A 21,178-nucleotide genomic window follows, 5' to 3' on the forward strand; every position below is an offset into this window, starting at 1 on the left:
TTGACTCTAATAACCTGATAAAAAATCGACGACTATCACTCAGGGAAGGTTTTAAGTGAAAAAAGCTATTCTAGTTGCATCTTTTTTAATTTTGGCTGCGTGCGGCGACTCAACACCGAAGATTGATGGCACCTCAAATGCCATGGCTCAGCGATCGTTGGACAAGATGATCAACACCATGCCAGATGGCGAGTCGATTCAATGGCAAAATGATGTGGCCATGTTGAAGAGCCGCTACTCTGAGGGCGATCAGTTCGCCAAGCGATTCGGCGGAAGGACGCTGCAAGATTTGAAGCCTGACATCGCCGATACCAAGACATATTTCATCAAATGGAATCGTGATCGGCACGCTGCAGTCGAGCAACAAGAAATTGATGAACTGCAGGTTAAACTGTCAGGTTTTGAAAGCTCTCCGGAGAGCAATATTAAATACGTAATGATCGCTCAAATCAAATCTAGAATCGAGATGTATACAAAGTCGCGTGATGCAATTCTCGCACTAAGTGATGATCAAGCGTGGGCAGAATTCGGGTGTGGTTGTGAACAAATTAAATTTAAAAGTTCAGGAAAATTTTGATCTTGAGAGCATAACTACATAGCTTTTTAATTCCACTTTTTTGGTGCTCACGGGTTATTCCTAAGCAGCTATATTGCTTACAGCCATTCTAGATGGTTCATTTGATTGCTATAGATTTACGCGCTGCCTAGGTATTAGGGGCGACTTGGCGTCCGCCGTCTCTAAGAGTGCAACCATTTGCGGCAGGCAGTAATCGGAAATGATGACCAAAAAAGCCATCATTGAAACGCGCCAAATAGATCACATATTGTCAAACGGCCTTCAAACGATAATAACGATAAGGAAAAAGCGATGGAAAGCTTCAAGCATAAAAACAAAGCGGTTGAGTTCTCGAAGGTTACGGGCGAGGTTTTAAGCCAAAACAAGTACTCAGAAACGCGCGTTTCGTCCAGTGGAGGCGGAGGCTATATTGGCAAGCAAGGCGGTCACGTACAAGCACCTAAAATCCAGACGACTATAATTAAAAAGCAGGAATTCTGGATAAAAAAAGCTGACGGCACCGAAAAAAGCGTCAAGCTGACCGGGTATGATATTCCTCTACGGGAGGGCCAATTTATTACCTTGATTTCTGCTACCACCAACGATGCAAAATCCACTTACTACACTGCTCTAGTTAATCATAGCGCGAAAAACCACCACATCATAAGCAACGCAAGCGACCTGAATAAACACCTAAAATTAGATGTTATCTCATCCACTCCGACAACAATATTATTTATTGCATCTATAATATTCGGAGCGGCGACAAATTTCTTTTTTGGTGCTATTGGCGTAATTGCCACAGGAATAGTCAGCGTTTTTCGCTTCATCTTCAACAAGCCAAGAATTAACAAAATGATTCGCTCGCTCGACCAGCACATTGAACATATCGCACTTGAGGCGCAAAAAGAAGTCTAAAATTATTGGCGCTATCCTAGGAGAAGCCCGTAATTTACCTTCAACAATTATTAACTGCCGCAATCTTCAAGCTTCTGATTACCGGCTTTTAGATTTTCAGGATACAAAAGATCGATTTCATGTAGGGTGCTTAAATGCGGAGCACTATTTTGCTTCGGGTCGATTGCTACCCCTCATGACCGACGTCAACTGGCCGAATTTGCCGTTGCTCACCGGCGGCTATGGGTTTGTTTCAGCCAGTCGTGGAAGGCAGAAATCGGCCAAAACCAGCCGGTCGTTAGGGCCAGTATTCCGGTGGCGGTTCATCGCAAGATTAAACATTTTACGGTTCGCAAGCGGACACGGCCTAGGGCCGTAGCGGAGTGTTTTTAACAGATATAGCGTGACGAATGTAGGAGTCGTTGGCACTATCCCCCAGGAAAGGCTGAGTCCTGTTTGGCTGTCAAAGTGCTCAACGAAACATTCCTCGGGTTCAATGCCGTCGTAAACAAACCGCGAATAAACGGTATTAAAGGTATGGATAACCATGAAGAAAAATAAAGTCCGCTTTGCGCCTTGGGTCGGCTCCCATTATGCGGAAGGGTTTTGCGATCTACGCATTCTTCTAGTGTGCGAGTCTCACTATGGCGATAAAAAACACGAACGCCCAACAGCTACACCCGAAATCGTGAAAGCTCTAGCGTTAGGCGAGAAGCACCCTAGGGCAACCAGCAAGCTTCGTCGGCACCCGCACTTCACCAAAATAATGAGTGCGGTGAAAAACGTCAGACAAAGCTTCACGAGCATACAAAGAAGGGAGTTCTGGAATAGCGTTGCTTATTACAATTTCCTGCAGGAATTCATACGCGATACTCGCGTCCATCCACCAAAAGAAGCCTGGGAGAGGGGCAAAAGTGCATTTGCCGAAGTCTTGGACGTATTAGCACCGGATTTGATTGTTTGCCTTAGCGCGCGGAACGGTCATCGGATTCGGTCGCTCGCTGGGGATGTCCCAGTGGCGGTGGTGAACCACCCCTCTTCGCGGTTTGCATATTCCAGAGTTAATCCAGTCATCGCCGCACATATAAAGATGGCCTTAGTACGGAAGGCGAAAGCACTAGCGTTCGCCAGCAGTGATACCTTCGTTCGCTGGTGCGAGGCCACCGCCTCTGCTTTTCCCACACCTGGTTCAAACCTTTCTGATTCGGACAAGATCGTTCTTCTTGCGCAGCGGAAAGAGTCAATGGCGGCGCTTGATAGGTCGTTACTATAGTAGGCTATGTGTCGATAGCATTTACAGATTGCTTTTATTGCTCATGTCTGAAAAATAAATCTGTACCCTTTCTCGACCATGCAAACCTCTGCAGTCAACCTTAAAGCGCCTACACTCCCATATGGCAATGACGGAGTATCGATCTGTTAAGCTTTGGAGGGTTCGGGCGGTGGATTGGAAAAGTTTAGTTGAGTTGCCATGGTTTTTTGGTTTGGTAGTGGTCTCGGGAATATTAGGAGCCACCGGAACATTATTTATTTTTACTTTTTTTTGGATATTCAAAAAAATATTGATTGGTTCGAAAGGCCCAAAAGAATCTTTTCCGGAGTTTATTATCACTGGTGTGCTGATGGGGATAGTGGAAAGATTTTTCTTTACATTCGCTATTTGGGCACTAGATGGAAATGGAGCGCTTCAGGCTGCAGTTGCCTGGATTGCGATGAAAGGGCAGGTACATTACAGAATTTTCACCGACGCTAACACAGATGTGTCGCGTGCATATCTGGGTTTGCTCGGGTCATTGGTGTCCATGGCTTTCGCGATTTTAGGTGGGTACATATGGATGAAATGTTATTCTTTTTCCCACGTGACGATGTATTTTTTAGGGTTGTTCTTTAGCTAAACTAGAAGAATTAGAAATGGGGACAGATTTATTTTTGGTACGAGACCTCATGGAAAAATAAATCTGTCCGCAGTTTTCTTTTTACAGTCCTTTTTTGACCAAGCCAACATTTTATTGGTTGTTGTGCCAGTGGTCAGATTTTAGATGGAGGAAGTTCATCTTTTCTAGTCGCGACATTAAGATGCTCCGTGTTCTCAAGAACCCTCGACCACTGCTGCGCGATTTTTCTCTGGAATTCGATATCATCCGCATGCCCTTGAGGAATGTAGAACTTATCAATATCGGTTTGACTGAACTTTGTATATTTAAGTTCTTGTGACATTGCCCCGATTAGTTCGATCCAAGTGTGGTCGCGCTCTTGGCTAGGTTGATGAGATAGCAAAGCATAATATTTGTGCCAAAGGTTTTTGATATTTGCGTTGTCTGCGTATACCACATCTATTGTGTTCAGTGCTTGGGCGACTTTCTGGGAAATTAGAAGACCTTTTCTCTCGGCTACAAGAGTAAGGAATAGTTTGCGCTTTGCTTCAAGCTTATCTTTTTTTGATTGAAACCACAGTGTAAAAATAATCCCCGTAAGTGGCCCAGCAAAAATAGCGATTGCTGTTACCCATAGTTGCCATTGGGCTACTGTTAATTGGGCTTGAGCTAGAGTTTCTGGTGTCATGCAAAGTCTCCTAATAAAAGTCGAGAGATCGATACTCAATATGCAGGGGACAAGTTACAGTTTGTTATCTATTTGTTTCCTGTTGCCAAGAGGAGACTAGTCGAAAAATCACGGAATGGTAGGGGTTCGCTGATTGTCACGGTATTGATCAACAAGCATAGTATCCAAGGAAAAGGGGGCAGATTATTTTCTCTGAGGTGCCTTCTTGCGTTGTCTAGTCCAAAAAAAGGTGTAAAACAATTTCAGAATTAGAGAGGGTCGCCGCACGGAAAATAAATCGGTCCCCTTTTCTCCATGGACGGACGCGACGAATGCAGGCAATCTCCCGGCTCTTTTGAGGGCATGGGGCCAAGTTGTATGAAAGGGTTCAAGTTTCCACCGATTATGACTGTGGCCACAATTTGGGTGGTGTGGTTGTTTTTGGCCATCGGTGCTTTGGGGGGGGCGTTCTTTGTGCTGCTCGATGCTTTTCACGCAACGGCGGAAGCGGCGGCGTGGGTGCAGGCTTTTGGTTCGATCGCTGCAATCTTGGGGGCTTTCTTGGTAGCTCAGCATACACATCAATTAGAGAAAAAGACTAGGTCTGACGAAGTTATCCAGGCCGAAATAGACGCCCTTCATTTCGCTGAAAGTGCCGCATATGAAGCTTATTCGTCTGTCAATCAGGCGGCAGGATTTGCGATGAGTGCGCCTTACATGATTGGGCTGGGACGATTGGAAGGAGTCCAGCATACGCTGAGGGGGTTGGCGAATAGACCACTTCCAGCAGATGCTTTTAGCTCGATTTTCATCGTTCAGGAACATGTTTCTGATGCTTTGCGTACTGCAGAGCGAGTGAAAAAAAACTATGAGATAGCGAGCTATCAGAGTCAGAGCGATATTCAAGAGCTTGACTACCGTCGCGATGAACTGGCGAGTGCGAGAAAAACAATTGCAGTTCTTTATTGGCGTAAAGCCACGGCGGCGGGAGTCGCCTTTCAACGTCGTTCTGAAGATCAAGAACATGATACGTCTATAGACATGCAGTAGCGCCCTGTACCCTAAAGCAGGCTGCGGGCGGGCGGCGTTGCATCAGGAGTAGCTGCCTCGCGCAGCTTTTCGTGGGGTATACGTACCTCGGCTGTGGCGCAGAGCGATAAAAGGTGACGGATTTATTTTTGTACTTGAGAGGCAAATGCCGATCAGTTAAGCCAAAACACGATCCGTAGCAGCAGTCGTAAAGTCAGACAATGCTGTGCGTCAGATTCACCGCGTACTCAGCGTTTACGACTGCTGCGCAGCCGGACGCATGCTTTCCAGCTGCTATGTCTTTGTTGCTGGTAAATTTGCTTAACTGATCGGCATTAGCCTGAGAGGCGTCCTTTTTATCCGAGACACCACCGCACCTGAACAAACCCTGTCACTCATCGAAGTTTCATAATAGACGCCAGCTCAACAGCCTAGGATAAACACACAAAACCAACCCGCCGCTCCTACACAGGAATCCGAAAAGTGACCTCAAACCTACCCAAAGTAGCCCTAATCACCGGTGCTTTGCTGTTGAGCGCCTGTTCGGGGGCGAGCACCCACAGCAGCTGTGACTCAGAAGAATGCCTACCCTCTGCCGGCTTCACCCCAACCCACACCAACACCCCCAACACCCTCAATTTCCACGGCAGCGCACTCGGCAACAGCTTCAACCAATACAGCTCAGGCCTACTACACGACGACTGACCCACCACACACCACCCAAACCAAAACGAAAAAGGGCGCCCCTTCAAGAGCGCCCTTTTTACTATCCACTGTCCCGCTAACAACTCAATCACCGCCGAGCAAACGTATCCGCCCGATTCCCCGAAACCTTCCGACAATGCACCAACGCATCCCGAATCATAAAATTCACCAACGTCGGCGAAACCCCCAATTCCTTGGCAATGTCCTTCTGCGGCACCCCATGCAACCGATACATCTCAAACGCATACCGCGTCCGACTCGGCAACTCCGTCAACGCATCCGCAATGTTCTCAAGCGTCGAAAAGTTGATGTGCGAAGTTTCCGGCGAAGCCCCCTGAATCACCACATTCAGCCCTTCTTCTTCAGGCCCGGAATACTTCTGTTCCAGCGCCTGCTTACGGTAGTGATCAATCGCCAGGTTGCGCACGATCTGGAACAGGTAACTCAGCTGAGCCTTAAAGGATGACGTAATAGCCGGCGCCGATTGCAGCCGGAAAAACGCATCCTGTACCACGTCTTCAGCACGCGAGCGGCAGCCGGTGATGCGGGCTGCGATTTTGACCAGTATCAGTCGATTGTCGACGAATGCCTGAAGTAGCGGTGAATCGCACCTGCTTGTGGATACTTGTTCCGTCATGGAAATCACCCTGCTGCCAAATAGGTTTGTGGGACGGCTAGAAGAGCGGGGTCGTCCTACACATCGAGCGACAAATTATTCTTAATGATAATGATTGTCAAATGAGAAGAAGAATTGATGCGCCTCAAAAGTGCAGAGTGAGAACTGCGACACTCTGTCGCATCACGGCCTGGTTGGTGCTCATGCCTGGCGACTAATTATTTCCAGACGTCATCCGTTCTCAAAGGAAGAAATTGCACAGCGCAACCCTCATCACCCCGTAGGAGCGAGCTCCCTCGCGATGGTCGTCAACGATGACGATGGGTACCTGACACCCCGCGGCGTTCTCCGGATTTTCGCGAGCAGGCTCGCTCCTACCAAGCCGAATTCAGGCAGGAAACCTCATGACCGACGCGTTCGAACTCCCCAGCACTCTGGTCCAAGCCCTTCAGCGCCGTGCGGCCCTGACGCCGGATCGGGTGGCCTTGCGTTTTCTTGCCGAAACCCAGGATCAGGCTGTGGTGCTCAGTTATCGTGAGCTGGATCAGCGCGCTCGCATCATTGCCGGCGCGTTGCAGGCTCAGGCTGGATTGGGTGATCGCGCGGTGCTGCTGTTTCCCAGCGGGCCGGATTACGTGGCGGCATTTTTCGGTTGTTTGTATGCAGGCGTGATCGCGGTGCCGGCTTATCCGCCGGAGTCGGCCAAGCGTCATCATCAGGAGCGTCTGCTGTCGATCATCAGCGATGCCGAGCCGCGTCTGCTGCTGACCAGCGCGAGCCTGGGCGATGCGTTGCTACAAATCGAAGGCGCGCCGCCGCTGCTCTGTGTCGATACGCTCGACAGTGTGCATGCTGAACGTTGGGTCGCGCCGGATCTGCAGGATGAGCACATCGCTTTCCTGCAATACACCTCGGGTTCGACCGCGTTGCCCAAGGGCGTGCAAGTCAGCCACGGCAATTTGGTGGCCAACGAGCTGATAATTCGCCACGGCTTTGGCATCGACCTGAACCCCGATGATGTGATTGTCAGTTGGCTGCCGCTGTACCACGACATGGGTTTGATTGGCGGTCTGTTGCAGCCGATTTTCAGCGGCGTGCCGTGCGTGTTGATGTCGCCGGCGTACTTCCTCGGGCGTCCGCTGCGTTGGCTGGAGGCGATCAGCGAATACGGCGGCACCATCAGCGGCGGGCCGGATTTTGCTTATCGATTGTGCAGCGAGCGGGTCAGTGAATCCGCGCTGGAGCGCCTCGACCTGAGTGGCTGGCGGGTGGCGTATTCCGGGTCCGAACCGATTCGTCTCGACACTCTGGAACGCTTCGCCGAGAAGTTCGCCACCAGCGGTTTTACCCCGGACAGTTTCATGGCGTCTTACGGTTTGGCCGAAGCGACTCTGTTTGTCGCCGGCAGCCCTCGAGGCAAAGGCATTGGCAACCTGCGCGTCGACGATCAGGCCCTGGCGCAGAACCGCGCCGAATCGGGCGAGGGCGCGGCGATCATGAGTTGCGGCATCAGTCAGCCGGATCACGCGGTGCTGATCGTCGATCCGGCGGCACTTAACGAATTGGCGGGCAACTCGGTCGGCGAAGTCTGGGCCACCGGGCCGAGCATCGCCCACGGTTACTGGCGCAACCCCGAGGCCAGCGCCAAGACCTTTGTTCAGCACAACGGCAAAACCTGGCTACGCACGGGCGACCTTGGCTTTATGCGCGACGGTGAACTGTTCATCACGGGTCGCTTGAAAGACCTGCTGATCGTGCGCGGTCACAACCTTTATCCACAGGACATCGAGCAGACCGTCGAGCGCGAAGTGGAGGTGGTGCGCAAAGGTCGCGTTGCCGCGTTCGCTGTCTATATCGACGGTCAGGAAGGCATCGGCATCGCGGCGGAAATCAGTCGCAGCGTGCAGAAAATCCTTGCGCCCGAGGCGCTGATCAAAGCCATTCGCCAAGCGGTGGCGGAGGCGTATCAGGAAGCGCCGAGCGTGGTGGTGCTGCTCAATCCGGGCGCGCTGCCCAAGACGTCCAGCGGCAAGCTGCAGCGTTCGGCCTGCCGCAATCGCCTGGCGGAGGGCAGCCTCGACAGCTACGCGGTGTTCCCGTCGGCGGCCACGGAAAGCCAAGACAAACCTGAATCGGGTTCTGAGCTGCAAGCCTTGATCGGTCGAATCTGGGGCGAGCAATTAAGCGTCAATCAGGTCAACGCCGATGACCACTTCTTCCTGCTCGGCGGCAACTCCATTGCGGCCACTCAAGTGGTCGCGCGTCTGCGTGAAGAACTCGGTCTGGAGCTGAACCTGCGCCTGCTGTTCGAGGCACCGACGCTGGGGGCGTTCGCTGCAGTCGTGGCTCGGCAACAGCAGGACGGCGGCCTCGCCCAAGGCGCGATCACCACGCTTTCGCGCAGCGAAGCCATGCCGCAATCCCTGGCGCAAAACCGTTTGTGGATCACCTGGCAACTCGATCCACAAAGCAGCGCCTACAACATTCCCGGCGCCCTGCGCCTGCGCGGCGAACTGGATACCGATGCGTTGCGCGCCAGTTTCCAGCAGCTGATCGAGCGCCACGAATCCCTGCGCACGCGGTTCTTCGAGCGTGACGGCGTGGCGTTGCAACAGGTCGATGGGTTGGGTGAATTCAACCTGCAACTGATCGATATCAGCGACCTGCCAGCCAACGAGCGTGAAGCGCGGGCGCAGCACATCCGTGAGGACGAAGCGCGGACCCAGTTCGATCTGGAGAAGGGCCCGCTGCTGTGGGTAACGCTGGTGCGCCTCGATGATGAAGACCACCAACTGCTGGTGACGATGCACCACATCATCGCCGATGGCTGGTCGCTGAATGTGTTGCTCGACGAATTCTCTCGCCTGTATGCCGCAGCCTCTCAAGGAGAAAAAGCGACGCTGGCGGCATTGCCAACACAATACGCCGACTACGGCAGTTGGCAGCGCCAATGGCTGGCGCAAGGGGAGGGCGAGCGTCAACTGGCCTACTGGAAAGCACAGTTGGGCGATGTGCATCCGACCCTGAGCCTGGCCACCGATCATCCGCGTTCGGCTCAACACACCCACAGCGCGGCTCGTCATTCCATCAAGCTGGGCGCGACCCTGAGCGATGCCGTTCGCCAGACCGCCCAGGCCCACGACTCCACGTCGTTCATGCTCTTGCTCAGCGCGTTCCAGAGCTTGCTGCACCGCTACAGCGGCCAGCGCGACATCCGCATCGGCGTGCCGAACGCCAACCGTCCGCGCCTGGAAACCCAAGGGCTGATCGGTTTCTTCATCAACACCCAGGTGCTGCGCGCCGAGGTGGATTCACGGCTGCCGTTCACCGAGCTGCTGGCACACACCCGTCATGCGGCGTTGGCGGCGCAAGCCCATCAGGATCTGCCGTTCGAACAACTGCTCGAGGCTTTCCCGCAGGCTCGCGAGCAAGGCTTGTTCCAGGTCATGTTCAACCATCAGCAACGGGACCTGAGCGCGCTGCGTCGGCTGCCGGGGTTGCTCGCGGAAGAGCTGCCGTGGCACAGCCGCGAAGCCAAGTTCGACCTGCAATTGCACAGTGAAGAAGACCGCAACGGGCGCCTGAGTGTGTCCTTTGACTACGCCAGCGAGCTGTTCGATGCGCCAACTATCGAGCGTCTGGCCGAGCATTTCAGCCACCTGTTGCGCGCCATCTGCGAGCAACCGAAAACCGCCATCGGCGACCTGCAACTTTTGACGCCGAGCGAACACGAGCAACACGCACACTGGAGCGTTGCGCCGTGCCCAGCGGCCAGCCAATGGCTGCCGGAATTGCTCAACGAACAAGCGCGCCTGACGCCGGAACGCACCGCGCTGGTGTGGGACGGTGGCAGCCTCGACTTCGCCGAACTGCACACCCAGGCCAATCGGCTCGCGCACTACCTGCGCGACAAGGGCGTTGGCCCGGATGTGTGCGTGGCCATCGCCGCCGAGCGTTCGCCGCAGTTGCTGATCGGCCTGCTGGCGATCATCAAGGCCGGCGGCGCTTATGTCCCGCTCGATCCGGATTACCCGGCCGAGCGCCTGGCCTACATGCTCAGCGACAGCGGCGTCGAATTGCTGCTGACTCAAACCCAATTGCTTGACCGTCTGCCGGCCACCGACGGCGTCAGCGTGATTGCCATGGACGCGCTGCATCTGGAGAACTGGCCGAGTCAGGCGCCAGGCCTGCACCTGCACGGCGACAACCTCGCGTACGTGATTTACACCTCCGGTTCCACCGGCCAGCCGAAAGGTGTCGGGAACACCCATGCCGCCCTCGCCGAACGCCTGCAATGGATGCAGAACACTTATCGGCTGGATGAAACCGACGTGCTGATGCAAAAGGCACCGATCAGTTTTGACGTGTCGGTGTGGGAGTGCTTCTGGCCGCTGATCACCGGCGCACGCTTGCTAATCGCCGGTTCCAGCGAACACCGCGATCCGCACCGCATCGCCCAGCTGGTTCAGCAATACGGCGTGACCACGCTGCACTTTGTGCCGCCGCTGCTTTCGTTGTTCATCGATGAGCCGCTGACTGCCGAATGCACCAGTCTGCGCCGGGTATTCAGCGGCGGTGAAGCCTTGCCGGCCGAACTGCGCAACCGTGTTTTGGAACAACTGCCCGCCGTTCAGCTGCACAACCGCTACGGCCCGACCGAAACCGCGATCAACGTCACCCATTGGCACTGCACAACGGCCGATGGCGAGCGCTCGCCGATTGGCCGTCCGTTGGGCAATGTCATCTGCCGCGTGCTCGACAGCGATCTCAATCCCGTTCCGGCCGGTGTGCCGGGCGAGCTGTGCATCAGCGGCGTCGGTTTGGCTCGCGGCTATTTGGGCCGTCCGGGCCTGACCGCCGAACGCTTTGTCGTCGATCCACTGGGCGAGCAGGGCGCTCGTTTGTACCGCACGGGCGACCGTGCACGTTGGACTGCCGATGGCGTGATCGAATACCTCGGCCGTCTCGATCAGCAGATCAAGCTGCGGGGTTTCCGTGTTGAACCGGAAGAAATCGAAGCGCGTTTGTTGGCTCAGGAAAGTGTTGCGCAAGCCGTGGTGCTGGTGCGCGAAACGGCAGCGGGCGGGCAGTTGATCGGTTACTACACCGCCACCGAAACCGGTGAAACCGAAGACGCGCAATTCGCCCGCCTGAAAACCGCGTTGGCGGCTGAGTTGCCCGAATACATGGTCCCGGCGCAACTGATGCGTCTGGACGTTATGCCCTTGAGCCCGAGCGGCAAACTCGACCGCCGCGCCTTACCCGAGCCGCAGTGGCAAATCCGCGAACATGTCGAGCCGGTCACTGCACTGGAACAACACATCGCTGCGATCTGGCGTGAAGTATTGGGCTTAAAGCAAATCGGTCTGCGCGACGATTTCTTCGCCCTCGGCGGCCACTCGTTGCTGGCCACGCAAATCATCTCGCGCACCCGTCAGGCCTGCGACGTCGAGATACCGCTGCGCGCGCTGTTCGAACACAGTGAGCTGGGCGCCTTCGCCGGGCAGGTTTACCTGATTCAGGCCAGCGGTAAAACGAATAAGCAGCCGCCGATCGAGAAGGTCGACCGCACCCAGCCGGTGCCGCTGTCCTATTCGCAGCAGCGCATGTGGTTCATCTGGCAGATGGAACCGGACAGCCCGGCCTACAACGTCGGCGGCATGGCGCGGCTGCGCGGGGTGCTCGATGTCGAACGCTTCGAGGCGGCGTTGCAAGCGCTGATCATGCGTCACGAAACCCTGCGCACCACGTTCCCGAGCATCGATGGCGTGGCGCAGCAACGGGTGCACCCGCAAACCGGGATGCGTTTGGACTGGAAAGACTTCTCTGCGCTGGATGCCGACAGTCGTGAACAAAGCGTCCAGCAGTTGGCCGACGACGAAGCGCACACACCCTTCGATCTGGAAACCGGACCGCTGCTGCGCGCCTGCATGGTCAAGACCGCCGAGCAGGAACACTACCTGATGCTGACCCTGCACCACATCGTCACCGAAGGCTGGGCGATGGACATTTTCGCCCGGGAACTGAGCGCGCTCTACGAAGCCTTCGTCGATGACCGCGAATCGCCGCTGGCGCCGCTGCCGGTGCACTACCTGGATTACAGTGTCTGGCAGCGTCAATGGCTGGAATCCGGCGAGCGTCAGCGCCAGCTCGATTACTGGACCGCCCAACTGGGCCGCGAACATCCGCTGCTGGAATTGCCGGCGGATCGTCCGCGTCCAGCGGTGCAAAGCCATCAGGGCGAGCTGTTCCGTTTCGACCTGAGCGACGACCTCGCGGCCCGGGTTCGCGCCTTTAACGCGCAACACGGCCTGACCCTGTTCATGACCATGACGGCCGCGTTGGCCGTGCTGCTTTACCGCTACAGCGGCCAGACTGACCTGCGCATCGGCGCGCCGGTGGCCAACCGCATTCGCCCGGAAAGCGAAGGGCTGATCGGCGCGTTCCTCAACACCCAGGTGCTGCGCTGCCAACTCGATGGGCAGATGTCCGTCGGCGAATTGTTCGAGCAGGTGCGTCACACCGTGATCGAAGGCCAGTCTCATCAAGACCTGCCATTCGATCACTTGGTCGAAGCGTTGCAGCCACCGCGCAGCGCCGCGTACAACCCGCTGTTCCAGGTGATGTGCAACGTGCAGCGCTGGGAGTTCCAGCAGAGCCGCACCCTGGCCGGGATGACCGTCGAATACCTGGCCAACGATGCGCGTGCGACCAAGTTCGACCTCAACCTGGAAGTTACCGACCTCGACCATCGCCTGGGTTGCTGCCTGACCTACAGCACCGATTTGTTCGACGAACCGCGCATTGCGCGCATGGCTGGGCATTGGCGCAACTTGCTGGAAGCGCTGCTGGCCGATCAGCAGCAACGCCTCAGCGAACTGCCGTTGCTGGAAGCCAGTGAACAACAAAAACTGATTGATAGTCTCGGCGTCGAGCCGGGCGAGCATCGTCTGGATCAGTGCATTCATCACCTGTTCAGCGAGCAGGCACTGGTGCGCAAAGAAGCGCCGGCCCTGACCTTTGCCGGGCAAACCCTGAGCTATGCCGAGCTCGACAGCCGCGCCAATCAACTGGCCTGGATGCTCCGCGAGCGGGGCGTTGGCCCGCAGGTTCGCGTTGGCCTGGCGCTGGAGCGTTCGCTGGAAATGGTCATCGGCCTGCTGGCGATCCTCAAGGCTGGCGGCGCCTATGTGCCGCTGGACCCGGAATACCCGCTGGATCGCTTGCATTACATGATCGAAGACAGTGGCATCGGTTTGCTGCTCAGCGATGCGGCGATGTTCGACGCGCTGGGTGAGCTGCCGCCCGCCGTTGCTCGCTGGTGCTTCGAAGAAGACAGCGCCGAACTGGCGAATTACCCGGCCAGCGAGCTTCCATTGATCAGCCTGCCGCAGCATCAGGCGTACCTGATTTACACCTCGGGCTCCACCGGTAAACCGAAAGGCGTGGTGGTGTCCCACGGTGAAATCGCCATGCATTGCCAAGCCGTCATCGAACGCTTCGGCATGCGTCCGGACGACTGCGAACTGCATTTCTATTCGATCAACTTCGACGCCGCCACCGAGCGTTTGCTGGTGCCGTTGTTGAGCGGTGCCCAAGTCGTTCTGCGTGCCCAAGGCCAATGGGACGCGGAAGAAATCTGCGGGCTGATTCGCCGTCATCACATCAACATCCTCGGCTTCACCCCAAGCTACGGCAGCCAGTTGGCGCAATGGCTGGCGACCCAGGGCGAAACCTTGCCGGTGCGCATGTGCATCACCGGCGGCGAAGCGTTGACCGGTGAACACTTGGCGCGGATTCGCGCAGCGTTCACGCCGAGTCTGTTTTTTAATGCCTATGGCCCGACCGAAACCGTGGTCATGCCGCTGGCCAGCCTCGCGCCGGAGCAGCTTGACGAAGGCCTGGGCAGCGTGCCGATTGGCAGCGTGATTGGCGCGCGGGTGGCGTACATCCTCGACGCCGATCTGGCGTTGGTGCCGCAAGGCGCGACGGGCGAGTTGTACGTCGGTGGTGCGGGATTGGCGCAGGGTTATCACCAGCGTCCGGGCATGACGGCGGAGCGTTTTGTCGCCGATCCTTTTGCGCTCGACGGAGGACGTATTTATCGCACCGGCGACCTGGTGCGGCAACGTGCCGACGGGTTGGTGGAATACCTCGGACGCATTGACCATCAAGTGAAGATTCGCGGTTTCCGCATCGAGCTGGGCGAGATCGAAACCCGTCTGTTGGAACATCAATCGATCCGCGAAGCGGTGGTGCTGGCGCTGGATGCGCCGAGTGGCAAACAACTGGTCGGCTATCTGGTCACCGACATCGCGGAACAGGACGAAGCTCTACAAGCCGCACTGCGCGAAGCCCTCAAATCGCACCTCAAGTCGCAATTGCCGGATTACATGGTGCCCACCCACCTGATCCTGCTGACGAGCATGCCACTGACCGCCAACGGCAAACTCGACCGCCGTGCGCTGCCAGCGCCACACCCGGAGCTGAACCGTCAACACTATGTGGCGCCGAGCAATGTGCTGGAGCTGACGTTGACGCAAATCTGGTGCGACGTGCTGAACGTCGCGCAGGTCGGCCTCAACGACAACTTCTTCGAACTGGGCGGCGATTCGATTCTGTCGATCCAGGTGGTCAGCCGCGCGCGGCAGCAGGGCATTCACTTCAGCCCGCGCGACCTGTTTCAGCACCAGACCGTGCAGACCCTCGCCGCTGTCGCGACCCGCACCGAGCAGATCACGGCCGAGCAGGGTTTGCTGACGGGCGAATCGCGCCTGACGCCGATTCAGCATTGGTTCTTCGACACCGATATCCCGCAACGCAAGCACTGGAACCAGGCTTTGCTGCTGGAAACGACGATGACGCTGGAACCGCATCGCCTGGAGCAAGCGCTGCTGGCGGTGATTGAACAACACGACGCGTTGCGCCTGCGCTTCACAGAAGTCGCCGGTCAATGGCAGGCCGAGCACCAGGCGGTTTCCGATGCGGCGGTGCTGTGGCAAGTGCGCGTGTCCTCCATGGATAAATGCGCCGCCCTGTTCGCCGATGCCCAGCGCAGCCTCGACCTTCAGGAAGGGCCGTTGCTGCGTGCGCTGCTGGTGGACGGTCCCGAGGGCCAGCAGCGGTTGTTCATCGCCATTCACCACTTGGTGGTGGACGGCGTGTCCTGGCGGGTATTGCTGGACGATCTGCAAACGGTGTATCGCCAACTGGAGGCTCAACAACCGGCCAAACTGCCGGCGAAAACCAGCGCCTTCAAGGACTGGGCGGCGCGCTTGCAGGCGTATGCCGGCAGCGAATCCCTGCGCGAAGAACTGAGCGGGTGGCAGGCGCAATTGGCCGGGCCGAGCGCGGATTTGCCCTGTGATCGACCCGAAGGTGGCCGGCAGAATCGCCATGCGCACACCGTCAGCGTGCGCCTCGATGCCGAGCGTACGCGCCAATTGTTGCAACAGGCGCCGAGCGCATATCGGACGCAGGTCAACGACCTGCTGCTGACGGCATTGGCCCGCGTGGTGTGCCGTTGGAGCGGTCACGAATCAGCACTGATTCAACTGGAAGGCCATGGCCGTGAAACGCTGTTCGACGAGATCGATCTGACGCGCACGGTCGGCTGGTTCACCAGCGCTTACCCGCTGCGACTGACGCCGGCAAACGAGCAGGGTGCGTCGATCAAGGCGATTAAGGAACAGCTGCGCGCTGTTCCGCACAAAGGTCTGGGCTATGGCGTGTTGCGTTATCTCGCCGATGACCTGTGCCGTCAGTCCATGGCTGTGTTGCCCGTGGCGCCGATTACCTTCAACTACCTCGGTCAGTTCGACCAGAGCTTCGGTGCGGATGCCTTGTTCCTGCCGCTCGATGAAGCCATCGGCGCGGCTCATGATCCACGTGCGCCGCTGCCCAATGAGCTGAGTGTCGACAGTCAGGTGTATGGCGGTGAGCTGGTGCTGCGCTGGACCTTCAGTGCCGAACGCTACGCTGCGCAGACCATCAGCGATCTGGCGGACGCCTACCTCGGTGAATTGCAGAGCCTGATCGAGCATTGCCTGCACGAAGGCGCGGGCGGACTGACGCCCTCGGATTTCCCGCTGGCCAAACTCACCCAGCCGCAACTCGATGCCTTGCCGGTTCCGCCGGCGCTGATCGAAGACGTCTACCCGCTGACCCCGATGCAGGAAGGCATGTTGCTGCACACCTTGCTCGAACCGGGCACCGGCCTCTACTACATGCAGGATCGCTACCGCATCAACAGCGAGCTCGATCCGCAGCGTTTTGCCCAGGCCTGGCAAGCCGTGATCGCCCGTCACGAAGCCTTGCGCGCATCGTTCTGCTGGAACGTCGGCGAAGACATGCTGCAGGTTATCCACAAGCCGGGCAGCACTCCGATCGAGTACCTCGACTGGACGGCAGTTACCGAGGCCGAGCAAGAGCCGAAGCTGCAAGCGCTGCTGAAAAGCGAACGCGAGGCCGGTTTCGATCTGCTCAACCAGGCACCGTTCCACCTGCGTTTGATCCGCGTCGGCGAGGCGCGCTACTGGTTCATGATGAGCAACCACCACATCCTCATCGATGCCTGGTGCCGCTCGCTGTTGATGAACGATTTCTTCGAGATCTACATGGCGCTCGGCGAAGGTCGAGAGGCGCAATTGGCCGTGCCGCCGCGTTACCGCGACTACATCGGCTGGCTGCAACGCCAGAGCCTGGCCGAAGCGCGGCAGTGGTGGAAAACCAATCTGCAAGGCTTCGAACGTACTACGCCGATTCCGAGCGACCGGCCGTTCCTGCGTGAACACGCCGGTGACAGCGGCGGCATGATCGTCGGCGACCGCTACACAAGACTGGATGCTCGCGATGGCGCCCGACTGCGTGAACTGGCGCAGGCGCATCAGTTGACCATCAACACCTTCGCCCAGGCGGCGTGGGCCTTGGTGTTGCGACGCTTGAGCGGTGATCGTGACGTGCTGTTCGGTGTCACGGTGGCCGGGCGTCCGGTGGACATGCCGCAGATGCAACGCACCGTCGGGCTGTTCATCAACAGCATCGCGCTGCGGGTGAAAATGCCGGCAGACGATCAGCGTTGCAGTGTTCGTCAGTGGCTCAGCGGTTTGCTCGACAGCAACATGCAACTGCGCGAGTACGAATACCTGCCGCTGGTGACTATTCAAGAAAACAGTGAATTGCCCAAGGGCCAGCCATTGTTCGACAGCCTGTTCGTGTTCGAAAACGCCCCGGTGGAAGTCTCGGTGCTGGGCCGTGCGCAAAGCCTCAACGCCACCTCGGATTCCGGCCGGACCCACACCAACTTCCCGTTGACGGCGGTGTGTTATCCGGGGGATGACCTCGGTTTGCACCTGTCTTACGACCAGCGTTATTTCGATGAATCCACCGTTGAGCGCATGCTCGGCGAGTTCAAGCGCTTGCTGCTGGCGCTGGTGGACGGTTTCCATGGCGACATGGCGGACTTGCCGTTGCTGGGGGCCGAGGAACAGGCATTCTTGATCCATGGCTGCAACCAGAGCGAACACGATTACCCGCTGGAGCAAAGCTATGTTGAGTTGTTCGAAGCCCAGGTTGCGCAGCATCCACAGCGAATTGCCGCCAGTTGCCTCGACAGGTTGCACAGTTACGTCGAGCTGAATCAGCGCAGCAATCGCCTCGGACATGCGTTGATCGGCGCAGGTGTCGGGCTGGATCAACCGGTGGCGCTGCTCGCTGAACGTAACCTCGATCTGCTCGGCATGATCATCGGCAGCTTCAAGGCGGGCGCGGGTTACCTGCCGCTGGATCCGGCGCTGCCGAGTCAGCGTCTGAGCCGGATCATCGACTTGAGCCGCACGCCGTTGCTGGTCTGCACTCAGGCCTGCCGTGATCAGGCCGTTGCGCTGCTGGAAGAATTGGGGTGTGCCAATCGGCCACGGTTGCTGGTCTGGGAGGAGGTGCAGGCGAGCGATGCGTCGGTGCAGAACCCGGGCATCTACAGTGCCCCGGATAATTTGGCCTACGTCATCTACACCTCTGGCTCCACCGGTCTGCCCAAAGGTGTGATGGTCGAGCAGCGCGGCATGCTCAATAACCAGTTGAGCAAGGTGCCTTACCTGAACCTGAGCGCCGCCGATGTGATCGCGCAAACCGCTTCGCAAAGCTTCGACATTTCGGTCTGGCAGTTCCTCGCTGCGCCGTTGTTCGGTGCGCGGGTCGACATCGTGCCGAACGCCATCGCCCATGATCCGCAGGGGTTGCTGGCCCATGTACAGGACCAGGGCATTACCGTACTGGAAAGCGTGCCGTCGCTGATTCAGGGCATGCTTGCCCAGGAGCGCATGAGCCTCGACGGTCTGCGCTGGATGCTGCCGACCGGGGAAGCGATGCCGCCGGAGCTGGCACATCAATGGTTGCTGCGTTATCCGGACATCGGCCTGGTGAATGCTTACGGGCCAGCGGAATGTTCGGACGATGTCGCGTTCTTCCGCGTCGACATGGCCTCGACTCGCGGCAGTTATTTGCCGATTGGTACGCCGACCGATAACAACCGTTTGTACCTGCTCGATGGCGCGCTGGAGCTGGTGCCGCTGGGCGCGGTGGGCGAGTTGTGCGTCGCCGGCACCGGGGTCGGGCGCGGTTATGTCAGTGATCCGCTGCGCACCGCACAGGTGTTTGTGCCGAACCCATTTGGCGAACCGGGCGACCGTTTGTATCGCACCGGCGACCTGGCCCGTCGACGCAGTGACGGTGTGCTGGAGTACGTCGGGCGCATCGATCATCAGGTGAAGATTCGCGGTTACCGCATCGAATTGGGTGAAATCGAGGCGCGTCTGCACGAGCAACAGGAAGTGCGCGAAGCAGCCGTTAGTGCGCAGGAAGGTGTTAACGGCAAGCACTTGGTGGGTTATCTGGTGGCAGCGGATTCAGCGCTCAATCCGGCCGAACGCCTGGATCGCATCAAGCAGCGCCTGCGCGCCGAATTGCCGGAATACATGGTGCCGCTGCATTGGTTGTGGCTCGAGCGCATGCCGCTGAACGCCAACGGCAAACTGGATCGCAAGGCACTGCCGGCGCTTGAGATCGGCCAGTTGCAGAGCCAGGATTACCAAGCGCCGCGCAATGAACTGGAGCAGACCCTGACGGCTATCTGGGCCGAAGTGCTGAAGATCGAGCAGGTCGGCATCCGCGACAACTTCTTTGAATTGGGCGGTCATTCGCTGCTGGCGACGCAGATTGCTTCACGGGTGCAGAAGTCGCTGCAACGGGATGTACCGCTGCGGGCGATGTTCGAGTGCAGCACGGTGGAGGAACTGGCCGAGTACATCGAAGGCTTGGCGGCGGGCGATATGACCGAGGACAAGGTGGATCGCCTGAATGACCTGATGGCGGAGTTGGAGGGGCTTTAACGTCAAAAGATCGCAGCCTGCGGCAGCTCCTACAGGATTACGCCAAACCCCTGTAGGAGCTGGCGAAGCCTGCGATCTTTTGATCTTAAAAATCACATAGTCCCGAGTTGGAGGGGCTTTAACGTCAAAAGATCGCAGCCTGCGGCAGCTCCTACAGGATTACGCCAACCCCTGTAGGAGCTGGCGAAGCCTGCGATCTTTTGATCTTAATAATCACATAGTCCCGAGTTGGAGGGGCTTTAACGTCAAAAGATCGCAGTCTGCGGCAGCTCCTACAGGATTACGCCAACCCCTGTAGGAGCTGGCGAAGCCTGCGATCTTTTGATCTTAAAAATCACATAGTCCCGAGCTGGAGGGGCTTTAACGTCAAAAGATCGCAGCCTGCGGCAGCTCCTACAGGATTACGCCAACCCCTGTAGGAGCTGGCGAAGCCTGCGATCTTTTGATCTTGAAAATCACATAGTCCCGAGTTGGAGGGGCTTTAACGTCAAAAGATCGCAGCCTGCGGCAGCTCCTACAGGATTACGCCAACCCCTGTAGGAGCTGGTGAAGCCTGTGATCTTTTGATCTTAAAAATCACATAGTCCCGAGTTGGAGGGGCTTTAACGTCAAAAGATCGCAGCCTGCGGCAGCTCCTACAGGATTACGCCAACCCCTGTAGGAGCTGGCGAAGCCTGCGATCTTTTGATCTTAAAAATCACATAGTCCCGAGCTGGAGGGGCTTTAACGTCAAAAGATCGCAGCCTGCGGCAGCTCCTACAGGATTACGCCAACCCCTGTAGGAGCTGGCGAAGCCTGTGATCTTTTGATCTTAAAAATCACATAGTCCCGAGCTGGAGGGGCTTTAACGTCAAAAGATCGCAGCCTGCGGCAGCTCCTACAGGATTACGCCAACCCCTGTAGGAGCTGGCGAAGCCTGCGATCTTTTGATCTTAAAAATCACATAGTCCCGAGCTGGAGGGGCTTTAACGTCAAAAGATCGCAGCCTGCGGCAGCTCCTACAGGATTACGCCAAACCCCTGTAGGAGCTGGCGAAGCCTGCGATCTTTTGATCTTAAAAATCACATAGTCCCGAGCTGGAGGGGCTTTAACGTCAAAAGATCGCAGCCTGCGGCAGCTCCTACAGGATTACGCCAACCCCTGTAGGAGCTGGCGAAGCCTGCGATCTTTTGATCTTAAAAATCACATAGTCCCGAGCTGGAGGGGCTTTAACGTCAAAAGATCGCAGTCTGCGGCAGCTCCTACAGGATTACGCCAACCCCTGTAGGAGCTGGCGAAGCCTGCGATCTTTTGATCTTAAAAATCACATAGTCCCGAGTTGGAGGGGCTTTAACGTCAAAAGATCGCAGCCTGCGGCAGCTCCTACAGGATTACGCCAAACCCCTGTAGGAGCTGGCGAAGCCTGCGATCTTTTGATCTTAAAAATCACATAGTCCCGAGCTGGAG

The 21,178-nt window shown here is 57.0% G+C and carries 9 protein-coding genes; 7 read left to right on the forward strand and 2 right to left on the reverse strand.

What is annotated here, in order from left to right; all coding sequences use genetic code 11:
• Window positions 1-55: 55 nt before the first annotated feature.
• From ACA052_RS08665 to ACA052_RS08680, 4 genes are all read left to right on the forward strand, one after another.
• Complete coding sequence (locus ACA052_RS08665; RefSeq protein ID WP_497649281.1) at window positions 56-577, forward strand: hypothetical protein; 522 nt, start codon at window positions 56-58, stop codon at window positions 575-577.
• A gap of 291 nt (window positions 578-868) precedes the next feature.
• Window positions 869-1,474: a hypothetical protein gene (locus tag ACA052_RS08670; RefSeq protein WP_497649282.1), complete on the forward strand. Its 606-nt coding sequence runs from the start codon at window positions 869-871 to the stop codon at window positions 1,472-1,474.
• A gap of 526 nt (window positions 1,475-2,000) precedes the next feature.
• Window positions 2,001-2,726, forward strand: a complete 726-nt coding sequence (locus ACA052_RS08675) for a hypothetical protein (protein WP_497649283.1) — start codon at window positions 2,001-2,003, stop codon at window positions 2,724-2,726.
• 169 nt (window positions 2,727-2,895) lie between these two features.
• Window positions 2,896-3,348 (forward strand): hypothetical protein, encoded by a 453-nt coding sequence (locus ACA052_RS08680; RefSeq protein ID WP_497649284.1) that lies wholly within the window; start codon window positions 2,896-2,898, stop codon window positions 3,346-3,348.
• Window positions 3,349-3,481: 133 nt separating this feature from the next.
• On the opposite strand, the gene ACA052_RS08685 is transcribed toward ACA052_RS08680, so the two are convergent.
• On the reverse strand, window positions 3,482-4,015 hold the full coding sequence (locus ACA052_RS08685) for a DUF6680 family protein (RefSeq protein WP_497649285.1): 534 nt from the start codon (window positions 4,013-4,015) through the stop codon (window positions 3,482-3,484).
• 357 nt (window positions 4,016-4,372) lie between these two features.
• Here ACA052_RS08685 and ACA052_RS08690 point away from each other — a divergent pair, with 357 nt between their 5' ends.
• The gene (locus ACA052_RS08690) at window positions 4,373-5,044 is read left to right on the forward strand and encodes a hypothetical protein (RefSeq protein WP_497649286.1); all 672 of its coding nucleotides are present in this window, start codon (window positions 4,373-4,375) and stop codon (window positions 5,042-5,044) included.
• Between the two features lie 462 nt (window positions 5,045-5,506).
• Complete coding sequence (locus ACA052_RS08695) at window positions 5,507-5,728, forward strand: hypothetical protein (RefSeq protein WP_497649287.1); 222 nt, start codon at window positions 5,507-5,509, stop codon at window positions 5,726-5,728.
• Window positions 5,729-5,816: 88 nt separating this feature from the next.
• Here the strand turns inward: ACA052_RS08695 and ACA052_RS08700 are convergent, their stop codons facing one another.
• Window positions 5,817-6,365 (reverse strand): RNA polymerase factor sigma-70, encoded by a 549-nt coding sequence (locus tag ACA052_RS08700; RefSeq protein ID WP_497649288.1) that lies wholly within the window; start codon window positions 6,363-6,365, stop codon window positions 5,817-5,819.
• Window positions 6,366-6,748: 383 nt separating this feature from the next.
• On the opposite strand from ACA052_RS08700, the gene ACA052_RS08705 reads away from it, so the two are divergent.
• Window positions 6,749-19,732, forward strand: coding sequence for a non-ribosomal peptide synthetase (locus ACA052_RS08705; protein ID WP_497649289.1), 12,984 nt, complete (start codon window positions 6,749-6,751; stop codon window positions 19,730-19,732).
• Window positions 19,733-21,178 lie beyond the last annotated feature (1,446 nt).

It is taken from the genome of Pseudomonas sp. LBUM1644 (genome assembly GCF_059716195.1).

What these genes read in the sequence shown, in the direction of transcription:
- ACA052_RS08705 (WP_497649289.1), top strand. Translation starts at nt 6,749, where the DNA reads ATGACCGACGCGTTCGAACTCCCCAGCACTCTGGTCCAAGCCCTTCAG.
- ACA052_RS08685 (WP_497649285.1), bottom strand. Translation starts at nt 4,015, where the DNA reads ATGACACCAGAAACTCTAGCTCAAGCCCAATTAACAGTAGCCCAATGG.
- ACA052_RS08670 (WP_497649282.1), top strand. Translation starts at nt 869, where the DNA reads ATGGAAAGCTTCAAGCATAAAAACAAAGCGGTTGAGTTCTCGAAGGTT.
- ACA052_RS08690 (WP_497649286.1), top strand. Translation starts at nt 4,373, where the DNA reads ATGAAAGGGTTCAAGTTTCCACCGATTATGACTGTGGCCACAATTTGG.
- ACA052_RS08675 (WP_497649283.1), top strand. Translation starts at nt 2,001, where the DNA reads ATGAAGAAAAATAAAGTCCGCTTTGCGCCTTGGGTCGGCTCCCATTAT.
- ACA052_RS08700 (WP_497649288.1), bottom strand. Translation starts at nt 6,365, where the DNA reads ATGACGGAACAAGTATCCACAAGCAGGTGCGATTCACCGCTACTTCAG.